Genomic DNA, 11,593 nt, shown 5'->3' on the forward strand with positions numbered 1-11,593 from the left:
CTCGTCCGCGCGTCCGCAAACGGCCCTCGAAGATCATCTACGCCGTCACGCGAGGTTCGCCCAATTCCTCGCGGAGCATCCCGAAGAGCACACTGTCGTAGCGCTTCCCGTCTAGCAGCACGGCCGACCGGCGGCGGCCCTCCTCTCGGAAGCCCAACCTGATGAAGGCGCGCACGGCGCGCTCGTTGCCGCTCCAAGTATCCAGCTCCAGCCGGCTCAGGCGGTACGCGCCGAACAGGTGGTCCACGAGCAGCCGCAGCGCGTCACTGCCGTGGCCGCGGCCCCAGAACTCCCGCTCGCCGATGGTGACTCCCAGCGTGGCCACACCGGCGTACGGGTCCAGGTCCCGGTAATCGGCCATGCCGATCACGCTTCCGCCCGCCAGGTCCTCGACCGTGAACACGGCCGACTCTCTCGGATTCAGGCGCAGCATGGTCTCGAAGCCGAGGCTGATCGCCTCCGCCGTGACCGGGCCAAAACACGGGTCGCCGGCAGTGGCCCAGCGCACCACTTCCGGGTCGTTGCGCCACCGAAGATGATGCTCCGTATCTTCGGAGCGCAGCGCACGCAGCCTTACTAACTTGCCTTCGAACATTGCGTCACGGTAATCGATCACAGAACCGCCGAGGCCGACGACGCCCCGCGCGGACGCCCTCCACGCGTCTTTGTCAATCGGTCCTGGGGTAGCACTGCCCCCTTGCAATTGATCATCTAGGAACCGTATGTGCGGGAGGCGTGCAGCAGCATCACGCCTTCGTTTCCGGCCGTGCCGCCCAGGCTCGGGTGAACCGCTCGTGCGCGGGTGCCGGGACCGCAGTGGGGGCTTCTGCCGGGGCGGCGGGTTTGGGGCGCGGGGCCTTTGTGGCGGTCAGCTCCTTGCGGACGGCGCGGTGATGTTCGATGGACCAGGAGTTCCAGCGGCGGACGGTGCGGTCGGCCGGGCGGTCGAAAGCGTGCAGCTGGAGGTGGAGGGCGGCCGCGTCACGGCTGACACCGAGAGCCGCCGCCACCTCGTCCACCAGGTGCGGGACGCTGAACAGCGGGTTGGTCTCGTACTGGCCTGGCGGAACGGGGGTGGTGGCGGACCGGTCCGCCAGCCTGCGCAGAGCGGTGAGCAGATCGGCGGGCAGGTCCGTGAGCGCGCCGAGCAGGAGGCGTGCACCCTGCGCGGCAGGGTCTTCTACCGGGCGCTCGGCGAGAGCCCAGGCGACGGCGGTGGCGGCGGCCTGCATGCCGTCGGCCTCCAGAGGTTTCTCAAGGCGGCCGGTGAGCAGGGCCGTGGCCCAGATCTCCGGGAGTCCGTGGTCCGCGGCGAGGGCAGCGGCATGGCTGCCGTCATCGGTGTACGGGGCGCCACCGAGCAGCTGGGTCCAGGCCGCGGCCATGCGTTCCGCGGCCGCGGTCATCCCGCCAGGGGCCCAGAGCTCCGCCGGGTCGCCGGGCAGAGCGGCGGCGAGCACGGTGCGCCGGCCGGCCGGACCGAGCCGCCGCCGAAACTCGTCGTACGCGTAGAGGGTGTTCTGGTCCGCCTTGTACGGCTTGGAGCGGACCAGCTTGCGGTGCGCACCGTAGTCGTCGCTGCCCGCGAATCCGTCGAGGACCAGGGCGGCGATCGGGCGCGCCACCCCGGTGCGCCAGCGGAACAGGTCCACGGCCTCCTCGGGCACCGGCAGCGGGCCCTGTTCGGCGAGCAGGGCCAGCAGGCGGGGGAGCCGGGTGGTGTCATCGGCGGCGATGGTGTGCGTGGCGCACTCCTCGGCATCGTCGGGCACTGGATCGGCTGCTCGCTGGAGGAAGGGGGCGAGGCCGCTGCGCTCCGGGCCGGAGGCCACCCCGAAACCGTCCGCGCGCAGTGCGGCGATCCGCTGCTCGGGGGCCCGGCCGGTCCGCCAGGAGCTGTCGGCCTCCGCGAAGGGCTGCTGGCTCCACACGCCGAGCAGTGCCGCCAGCGCCTGTCGCTGCTCGTCGGGGGTGGCCGCGACGACGGTCCGCCAGGCCACGGCATCGATCCGGCCGGTCAGCACCGCCCACTCGGAGGGCGGCGCGGGCAGGGCGAGCACCCGCACCTCGTCGTCGATCTCACCGCGCAGGTACCGGCCGTCGGCGGCGACCGAGGTGAGGAGGGCGGGCTGTGGCTGCGGCTGCCCTTCTTCGTAGCCGCGGAACTGGGGCAGCAGGCCGTGGAGGGCCGGGACGAGCCGGTTGTCCGGCGCAGGGTCGGGCAGCTCGACGACCGGCCCGGCCCGCATGACGGCGACCCGGTGGGACAGCTCCCGGCGGCGGCGCAGTACGTCGGCGGCGAGCCGGACGGCGCGGTCGACGCCCTCCTGGACCCGCGGGTCGGTCACTCCGGACACGGCGCTCCTGGTGCCTTGGTGCAGCAGCTCGCGCACCGCACTGTCCGTGATCGTCCGCAGGACACGGGAGGAGGGCTCGTCGCGCGGGGTGAGGAAGTGCCAGAAGGCGGGTGGCGGCACCGGCCCGGCCAGTTCGCCCAGAGTGGCGCGGCTCCGGGCCCTGTCGCGGCTGCCGGGGAAGCCCTGGACCTGCCAGAGCAGCGAGTTGTCGCCAGCGGCATGGCAGCGGACGGTGGTCCCGCCGGCCAGGACGGCGTCCTCACCGCCGAGCGGCAGGGCAAGGATTCCCCACGGGCGACGGCCCCAGTTGTTGCTGCGGTAGGAGGCGGTACGGCCGTCGACGGACTCCAGCACGAACTCACGGGGCGAGGGACCCGCGTACGGTGTGCGGTAGTCGACCCGGCAGCCGGTGAGTGCGCCGTCCTGGCCGAGCGGAGAGGGCGGGGCACCGGGCGGCAGCGCGGCGAGGATCCGGTGGTCGGGGAAAGGCTTCGTGCCGGGCAGGGACCGGTCGGGGTCATGGAAGGCGGGCAGAGTGCGGTCGGCGGTGGGAACACCGGTGGCCGGGTCGGTGCCGGCCCAGCCGCCGCGCCCCTCGCTGAACACCGTGGCGCTCCAGAAGGCGTGGCCGTCGGTCATCTGGTAGTCGCGGGCGCCGATGCCCTCACGGCCCCCGGCCCGCAGCACGCGCTCGCCGTCGAACCGGCCGCCCCCGTCCGGGGTTTCGAACTGGTAGCCGAGGCCGCCCTGAATGCTGCCGCCGTAGGGGCGCAGCCCGTACGTCTGCTCCGGTTCGAACTTCTCGCCGGGGCGGTCGGACCAGTAGGCCGTGTTGGAGGAGTTGTCCTTGTGTTCCTCGTTCCAGGCGACGAGGAACTGGCCGCCGACCCAGTGCACCGTGTGGCCGAGTGCGCCGTCGGGCAGTTCCAGGGTGTGCTCTGCGCGCAGCCCGGCGTGGTCGACGGCGAAGGCGCGGGTCTCGCCGTACACGGTGAGCACCGGCCAGGTGCAGGTGACGTGCACCGTCTCGTCGGGCCGGAACGCGGCGAGGGCCTGGTCCAGTGCGGGCCAGCCCAGCTCCTCGGGGAGCCCGGCCCGCAGGGCGCGGGCCAGCGGGCCGGTGAGGTCGAGTGCGTCGAGGGCCTCCTCGATGCCGTCCAGGGCGATGGCGGTGGGCCGGTCGAGGAGGCGGCGCAGCTCGTCGACGGCCTCGTCTGCGGCGGCGAGTCCCCCGCCGCGCAGGGCGTCGAGCAGCTTCTCGACGCGGGCGTGCACCTCGGCCGTGATGCCCGGATTGTGCGGGAGCCGGCTGATGGCAGTGCCGCTGAGCGCAGTGCCGCCACGGGTGCGAAGCCCGGCGTGCACGGTGCCTTCCAGCCGGGGGCCGAACACCGGGTCGGAGGCGAGTGCCTTGAGGTCGCGCTGGGAGTGCTCACCCCAGAACTCGAGGCTGATCGCGGCACCGGGGTCGTGGACGGGTATGCCCTCGGCGAGGCAGAGGTCGAGGAGGTCGGCGTCCAGATGCGGCCACCGGTAGCGGTCCTCGTGCAGCCGGACCGGGGTGCCGTGCGCGCGCAGCAGCGGGGCGAACCGGCGCACCAGGTCGAAGAGTTCCGCGGGCATGGGCTGGCGGGTCACCCCACCGCCGCCGACCGTGCGGTGGGAGTATCCGGCGGCGTACCGGCGCAGCCAGTCGCCGAGGCCGCCCTCCGGGGTGATCCGCCCGGCCGCGGCCGCGTCGGCGGCGCCGCACGCGATGAGCAGACGCAGCCAGGCAGCCGCGTCGTTCTTCGACTCGGGAAACAGGTCGAGGAGGGCAGTGGCCTGCTCGTCGGCGGGCGGGTGCGCGGTGAGCGGGCCGGCGGCCGCGTCGAGCAGCCGGTCGGGTACGGCCTTGCCCCGGGCCGCGGCCAGCACCCCGCCCAGCACCCGGGCCTCCTCCTCGCTGCCGAGCCCGGCAGCACGGGCCGAGTCCCGGACTCCGCGGGCCAGATCGGCGGGGAGCTCGCCGGGGGACGCCGCCCAAGCGGTCAGCAGGCGGACGAACTCGTGGTGCGCCTCATCCGGTTCGAGGACACCGGTCAACCAGGCCGCCGCACCGCTGAGCTCACTGGCGGGCAGGGCGCCGAAACGGGCGAACAGCAGCTGATTCGCCCGCCGCCAGTCGGGGTCGACCGGCAGAGCGTGGGTGCGCTCGGCGGCGCGCGCCTGCGCGTAGGCGCGCGCGGCGGAGCGGCGGTGCGTCTCCAGCATCCAATGACCGATGGTGTCCCAGAACCAGGGCAGGTGGGCGGCCGGCAGGCCTCGGGCCAGGCGCTCCGCGTCGTCCACGAACCGGCCGGGCTTCTCCCGGGCCCGGTGCCGGCTGCTGCCCGCCCGTTCCATCGTGTCGCGGGCGTCGGTTTCGACGCCCGGCCCCTGAGTGCGTGCCCAGTCGGCGTACGTCTCGGAGATGCGGTGATTGGCTGGGAGTGGGACGGGAGTTCCGGTGTTGCTGGTCATACGTGTGATCTTGCCAGGCGGTTCTGACAGCGGTCCGGGGGATTCTGGGGCGTCAGGAGTCATTGGGCTGCCCCGGCCGTGCCAGCTTCGCGGTACTCGGTCGGAGCGGCACCGCGGGGTCGTTCGGGGAGCCCTCCGCGGACCCGTGGATCTCGGCTGCAGGTGCGGCGGACGGCCGGACCAGCTCGGCGCGCGCGACCGCAAGGGGGCCATTCCCCAGACGGTGCCACATCGCCCGGTGACGACACGGCTGGAGCAGGCGGCTCCAGCACCGGGGCGTAGGGGGGTAACAGCTCGGTGGGGGCTGCGAAGGAGGCGCCGACCAAGGCCGGCAGGGGGGCGGCCATGGCCATGGCCACAACGGTGGCTACTGCGGACGGCGCGGCAAAGGGTACCGGCGTGCCGTCAGGCGCTGCGGTGGTGACCGGTGGCCGCGGTACGGCGTGGTCTCCGGCATGGACATGGATGACGAAGACTTCCTCGGCGTGCTCCTGAACGCTGTCACCTACACCGACTCGAGCTCCTCACCGGCGACGAAGCCAGGGCAGTGATGATGCTGCTCGGTGACCTCGAGGAAGAGACCGGCTCCGAAGAGGTACGTACGCCCGCAGGGGAGATGCGCTTCCGCCTCGGCTCCCGCCTCGCCCAGCCCACCCCAGCCGCCCGGCCGCTCCCGCTGGCTGCAAGCTCATGACGGCGTAAGCCCGGCGAGGACGAAGTGCAGGTTCTCGTACGCGCGGATGTTGCCCGGAGTGCTGGCGAGGGCGGATCAGGAAGGGATGGCTCCCGACGCGCTGGCGGCTGCGCAGTCCGTTCCCTGCGGGCCGCAGGAACGTTGGCGCCGATGGCTGTGGGGCGGCTCGGCAGACGCTGGGGCCGACGTGTCCAGCCGCAGCTGGGCACGCGGGAACGAGCGTCGCGCCTGGCCCCGGGTGGGCCAGGCACGACGGCTTGGCTGATGCGATCAGCCCTGAAGTTCACCCGCAGCAATGCCCCTGCGGAACGCAGTCGAAACCAGACGCGCGCCGACCTCTCCCGCACCGACGCGCCCCGCTGGTCGCCGACGCCTTGACCGGAAGCGTCTCCTGGCGGCCTGGGGGTCGGCTAAACCGGAGCAGAGCCGAACACCCCGCTCGCCGCAGTCGAAGGAGTCCACCGCTTGATGGCCGCCGCTGCAAACACCCTTCCGCAACCCGTACCGCACGTGGGATCACGATCGCCGATGGACCTTCATCTCTGTCCTCCTGCTCAGCTGGGCAACTCTCCGCTGGTCAGCCGATCACGGGCACGGAGGGTCCGGGCCCCCGGAGCGTGGTTTGGCGGCCGAGCTCGGCGTCAGCCAGCGCTACCGCACGGGCGAACGCAAGACCCCGCCCAGCGATCACTGACCGGATCGACGCGGCCGTGCGCACACGCTGGCAGCCCAAGGTCCGCGACCGCCGCCGGAAGGAAGCCGCCACCCGCACCGGGATCACGGTGGAGACGAGGGCACGGTTCGGGTACACCGTGGGTCGGCCCGGCGGCACTGCCCCCAACGGTGAGCCGACGCAGGGCAGTCGTCACAAAGGCGCACTTGCTGTCACCGTGCTGGCGAACACCACCGGAAGGCGCACGGATCGAGAGGATTGACACAGTGCCCATGTACCTCTGTCCGATGCGGGCGGGCGGGCCGGCGGGGTGTTCTTTGACAGGCAGCCGTCTTATCCTCGCGGGCATGCCTTACGAGGAGGAAGGACAGCGTCCGGCCGACGTACTGCGCGCGGCCTACGGTGCCTTCGACGCCGTCGTCACGACCATCACAGATGAGCGGTCGTGGCTGTCGACCGGCTGCGCCGGCTGGTCGGTGCGCGACCTGGTCTTCCACTGCCTGAGCGACGCGCAACGCGGCCTGGTGGCGCTGCACACGCCTGCCGAACAGACGCCGGACCGCGACGCGGTCACCTACTGGGAGGATTGGCGCCCGGACGCCGTGGGCGCGGCCAACGGTCGGAGGTTCACTCGGGTCGTCGCCAGCATGTTCTTGCACGTCGACCAGCTGTGCGAGCTGTATTCGCAGACGGCAGCCGCAGTGGTTGACGCCGCGGCCGGTGCCGCGCCCGACCAGTACGTCGCCACCCAGGGCCACGTGCTGAGTGCCGGTGATCTGATCCGCACGCTGGCCGTCGAGGCGACGATCCACCATCTTGACCTCATCGTGTCGCTTCCCGATGCACCAGGACCCTCGGCGGAAGGGCTCGGCCAAACGCGCCGTACGCTGGACGGGCTGCTGGGCCGCCCGGTACCGGTGCCGTGGGACGACGCGCAGTACGCGCGCGTGGCGACCGGACGCGCGTCGTTGTCCGGTAACGACCGAGAGCACTTGGGTGTGGACGCCGCCCGATTTCCCCTGTTCGCATAGCCACCTGCCCACAGCCGGAGAGGTCACCGCCGTGATCAAGTGGCCGGGAACAACAGAAGGCAAAGAAGGCTGTTGTGACAAGCCGCGTGCCTCGTCGGTGACAACCAGCTTGCTCCACGCGCCCCAACGGCCAGCTCACCCCATCGCGAAGGTGACAGCCATCGTGCTTCGGCTCAAACGGGTGGGCACCGAGCCTGACCCGCGCACGCCATATCGGCCACGGGCTGCAGCGAATCTGAATGCGCCCTGCCCGGCGCCCCCCACACTTCCGTGGCACGTGCAGCAGCCCCGGACGCAACCGCAGTCAGCAACCGCCCAGCAGCTCTCCGGGCTGCTTCACGCCGTCCTCGTCCTGGGCTTCCTTTCGGCTGCCGGCCCAGATGGACGCCGACGACGTGTTCTCCGCGGAGCGGGAGGGCGCGTACGGCCTCAGGCCGCGGCTGTCGGGTTCGCCGGTTCGACGGCGGTGCGCTTGGCATGTCCCTCGCCAGGAGCTGGCCCCACCGGCTGCACCCGGTGCCGCAGCTGAGGGTGGCGGCTGGCGCGGTGGCGAAGGGATAGAGGGCATCGCTGCCGGACTCGGTCACCAGGTGTGGGCCGGGCAAGGGCGCATACGAACCGCGTGGATGGCGCGTCCGCCGCCCGGGGTGTGCGGAACAGGCGGCGCAGCTGCTCGAACTTCGCCGAGCTGATCACGGTAGAGCTGGCGTCTGCGCCTGCCGGTTCTCAGGTATCCGGCAGGGAGAAGCGCGAGCAGCACGGGTAGGCCTTGCGGGCCAAGGCTCCTGTCGCGGCAGGGAGACGGCTGGCACTGCTGTGCCGCGGGTACGGGTGTCGCCACCAGTCAGACCTGGAGAAAATACACGCGACCTGGAAGCGTTCCGCTGCCCGGCGCACGGGCCACCCGTCATCGACGACACAGCGGGCGAGGCGAAGTCGTCCGGTCTCGGTCAGCGGGGCATTACGGTGGACCACGAGGGCCTCCTCGGATCGATGTAGATGTCGCAATCCACACCGAACCCGGAGGCCCTCACCCAAGCTACGGCGGGAAACGGGGCGCGCCGTCTCCGCCGTAGCATGGGGCCCGGTGTCACCGGGAAGTGGGGGGCGCGTGGTCAGCCGGGACGTGCGGGTCATGAGGGCAGTGGTCAGGGCGGCGGGCATGGGATCCGGCCCTTCGGCGGATGCGGGAATCGCCGCCCGCTCCTCGCCGTGCGCCGCGGACCTGGCCACTCTCGCTCGCGCTGCCGCGGGGGTTCGCCCGGCCGGCCGCGAACGCCCTGCTGACCTGGTCATCTTGGCAGCGGTGCTGGCTCGTGTGGCCGACCTTCAGCGGGCGTTGGACGTCGTCCGCCTGCTTCACGGACCCGCTGAGCAAGCGCCGGCGTGGCTCGCCGTCGTACGCGAAACCGCAGCCGGCGGCGATCACACCGCCGCCCTGGCGCTGGTCGAAGCGATGAAGCATCGGCCTTCGCGGGCCGAAGCGGCAGGGATGCTCGCGCAGGTCCGCGCCCGGAACGGCGAGCACGAACAGGCCCGGGCTCTTGCGGAAACGATTCCGTACCCGCATGCCCGTCTGCTCGCCTGGGCCATGCTGGCGCAGGCCGCGGCCGATTCCGGCGATCACCCGTGGACGCTCGAATTCCTCGACCGGGCAGAGCAGGTCGAGACGGGGCACGACGAGTGGACAGCGCCCGCCATACCCGTCCTGATCCGCGCGGCCGCAGCCGTCGGCGATCGCGACAGGACCCTCGCATGGATCGAGCGGCTCGAAGAGGTGGCACGGCGTGAGAGCGCCGCCCGGACAGCGCTCCGGGCGGGGCGGGACGAGTCCCGGTCAAAGACGAGTCCGCTGAGCGATACCCCGACGCTGCAGCCCCTGCTCCGGACAGTGGCCGGTGTCGGAGAACACGAGCGGGCAAAGGCCTTGTTGAAGTCGGTGCGCGACAAGGCCCCCCGGGCCGTGGCGACGGCGGCGGCTGCGCGGGCATGTGCGCAGTACGGCGACCGCGTCCGTGCCCTGCGTCTGGCACGCTCCATCGAGGACCCCGGTCACCGGGCCGGAGCCCTGGCTGCGGTCGCGGATGCCGCCGCTCGTGCGGGCGACGTAGACATGATCAACGCGGTGGGCGAGCTGGTCACGGACGGCGAGCAGCTGGTGGATGCCGCAGCTGTCCTCGCGGTGGGCGAGGCGTGGGCCCGAGTGGGTGCGGCCGACCGGGCCGAGGCCTGGACCCGGTCGATCCGCACGCCCGCGCTGCGCCACGAAGCGCGGGCGGTCGTGGCCGAGGGGGTGGTGGTGGCAGGCGCCTTCGAGCGGGCAGAGGCTCTCGCCCGTACGCTCGGCGATCCGGAACTCTGTGCGGAGGTGCTGGCCGAAGTCGTTTCCGCCCTGGCCCTGGCGGGATCGACGGGCCAGGCCGAGGCGGTGGCCTGCTCGATCCAGCGGTCCACTTGGCGGGCACGGGCCCTGGCCGTCGTGGCAGTCCACGCTCAGGACCCCGATGCGCGCCGACTGGTCGTACCGGCACTGGAGCGGGGTGACTGGCCCTCGGTCATCGAGGTCCTGGCCCGGGTGGAGCCGGCCGCGGTGGCCGCCATCGCCGACGAGTCACTGCTCCGGGCCGCCGACCGCCGGAGATGAGGACAGCGGCGCCGCGCACGCCGGCTGCCGAGGCGTCGTACAGGGAGACGAGGAGACGACAGGTGGTGCAGGACTTCGACGGGACCGCCCGCGTGGCGCAGACGGCTCGCGCGCGAGTGGGTTTTGACGGCAGAGCCGTCACCGCACGTCTGCGCCCCGCACCCGGCCTGCCGTGGCGATCCACCACGTACGGCCTCCCGCGGGTGCTGGGCGCGAATCTGGTCTGGCTGGGAGGTGAGGGGGAAAGGTGTCGGTTCGATCTCCACCTCTCCAAGGCGCCGACCCTCGGGATCTCCGTGGCCATCGGCCGCAACCCCCACCAGGGGCGCGCCCGGGAGGTTCGAGAACGGTGGGGCGATCTCGTCCACGCGATCAACACGGCGTCGGCGCGACGGATGCACGCGGTGCTCGATACGACGTTCGGGGCCGGGCCGTGGACTGACGACGTATGGCGCGATGCGGAGAGGCTGGCTCCGGAACTGCACGTGTTCACCGAATGGGCCGTCGAAGCCGCCCCTTCTCCACGCCGCGCCACGGGCCGCTCCCATCGGCAGATGATCGAAGAGCTGGTGCTCGCCCCTTTGCGCAGTGCCACTGCCACCCCGCCCGGCACTGCCTGGACGGGATTTGCCGCCGACGACTCTCCCTTGGACCGGGTCCGGGCCGAAGCCTGGCACAACCTGGTGGAGAAGCTTCACCGCCGGGCGGCCCTGTCGTGGTGACGGCCGGAGCGGCCTGACCGCCGGGGCGCGGCTACCTGCTCTTCTTCGGCTCGGGCCTTTCCCTCACATGTGGCGCGTTGTCGGTTGCCTCCGGCGGGAAGAGCCTCCATTCCCCGCACCACTACGGCGCGCGGGCGTGGCGGGGACACGGGTGCGGGGCGATGCCTCGTTTCGCGAGCCATTCCGATCACCACTCGGCTCGGGGGCCGACGCGAGCTTGAGGACCTGCTCGAGAAGAGCGCGCACTACCTCACCGAGGAGCAGCTTGTGATCATCGCCGGGCGCGGTGTCCCACCGGACGCCGTACGAGGGAGGCAACGCGACCCAGGCGTCGGGCCCGGAGCGGACTTCCACCTGTGGGCAGCCGGCGAGCAGTTGGCCCGTTCCGGGCGCCACCAGCAGAGGCGCAGTGGTGTGGCCGGAGGTCAGGCACGGGGTGTGGAGGTCACCTGCATCGGCGCGGAGCATCACGCCCATGCCGATGGCGTGGGCGAGGACCAGCGCGTCCCAGTGCGTACACGGGACGATGACGCCAGCCCCGGGGTGCGGACTCGAACGCGGCGGCCAGGCCGTGTAGCTCAAGCCGCTCGGCAGCCGCCCCGAGGGGGTGGGCGCCGGGGGTTACGCACGCCGTCGGCGAGTCGGTGTCCTGGCAAGTGCAGCCGCTCTGACCAAGGGTTCTTCCCGGCGCCCCGCTCGCTGGCGTGCCCGGCGCGTGAGGCCAGATCCGGCGACACCGGCCCTCGCCTTCCTCGCGCTGGCGCTGCCCGGAGCACTCCTTGCCGGTGCTCTCGCCCTCGGCCGGTACGAGGAACTCCTCCTCGCCCCCGGACCCCTGCGCTGCACCGGCGGCCGCGTGCCCGCCACGCCCGCCGCTAGGCCCTGTCGTCAAAGTCCCGCCTGGCCCGCGGTGTCCGGCACCGCACCTCGCCGCGTTGTCGGGGCGCCCGAGTACGTCCAGTACTCGGGC

Annotated in this window: 5 protein-coding genes and 3 pseudogenes; 5 read left to right on the top strand and 3 right to left on the bottom strand. The window is 72.3% G+C overall.

Annotated elements, in window-relative coordinates:
- Positions 1-37: 37 nt before the first annotated feature.
- On the bottom strand, positions 38-595 hold the full coding sequence (locus AC07DU_RS30890; RefSeq protein ID WP_479115027.1) for a GNAT family N-acetyltransferase: 558 nt from the start codon (positions 593-595) through the stop codon (positions 38-40).
- A 151-nt stretch (positions 596-746) separates the two neighbouring features.
- Positions 747-4,859, bottom strand: a complete 4,113-nt coding sequence (locus AC07DU_RS30895; protein ID WP_479115029.1) for a hypothetical protein — start codon at positions 4,857-4,859, stop codon at positions 747-749.
- A 1,310-nt stretch (positions 4,860-6,169) separates the two neighbouring features.
- Here AC07DU_RS30895 and AC07DU_RS30900 point away from each other — a divergent pair.
- Positions 6,170-6,398, top strand: a pseudogene (locus AC07DU_RS30900) (telomere-protecting terminal protein Tpg); the annotation flags it as partial.
- A gap of 175 nt (positions 6,399-6,573) precedes the next feature.
- Positions 6,574-7,257, top strand: coding sequence for a maleylpyruvate isomerase N-terminal domain-containing protein (locus AC07DU_RS30905; RefSeq protein WP_479115031.1), 684 nt, complete (start codon positions 6,574-6,576; stop codon positions 7,255-7,257).
- A gap of 864 nt (positions 7,258-8,121) precedes the next feature.
- On the opposite strand, the pseudogene AC07DU_RS30910 reads toward AC07DU_RS30905, so the two are convergent.
- Positions 8,122-8,232 (bottom strand): annotated as a pseudogene (locus AC07DU_RS30910) (IS481 family transposase); the annotation flags it as partial.
- A 322-nt stretch (positions 8,233-8,554) separates the two neighbouring features.
- Here AC07DU_RS30910 and AC07DU_RS30915 point away from each other — a divergent pair.
- The 3 genes and pseudogenes from AC07DU_RS30915 to AC07DU_RS30925 form a co-directional block, all read left to right on the top strand.
- Positions 8,555-9,901, top strand: a complete 1,347-nt coding sequence (locus AC07DU_RS30915) for a hypothetical protein (RefSeq protein WP_479115033.1) — start codon at positions 8,555-8,557, stop codon at positions 9,899-9,901.
- A gap of 62 nt (positions 9,902-9,963) precedes the next feature.
- The gene (locus tag AC07DU_RS30920; protein ID WP_479115035.1) at positions 9,964-10,623 is read left to right on the top strand and encodes a hypothetical protein; all 660 of its coding nucleotides are present in this window, start codon (positions 9,964-9,966) and stop codon (positions 10,621-10,623) included.
- 715 nt (positions 10,624-11,338) lie between these two features.
- Positions 11,339-11,593, top strand: a pseudogene (locus AC07DU_RS30925) (hypothetical protein); the annotation flags it as partial.

The sequence above is a fragment of the Streptomyces sp. NPDC045695 genome, from assembly GCF_056432025.1.

What these genes read in the sequence shown, in the direction of transcription:
- AC07DU_RS30905 (WP_479115031.1), top strand. Translation starts at nt 6,574, where the DNA reads ATGCCTTACGAGGAGGAAGGACAGCGTCCGGCCGACGTACTGCGCGCG.
- AC07DU_RS30890 (WP_479115027.1), bottom strand. Translation starts at nt 595, where the DNA reads ATGTTCGAAGGCAAGTTAGTAAGGCTGCGTGCGCTGCGCTCCGAAGAT.
- AC07DU_RS30895 (WP_479115029.1), bottom strand. Translation starts at nt 4,859, where the DNA reads ATGACCAGCAACACCGGAACTCCCGTCCCACTCCCAGCCAATCACCGC.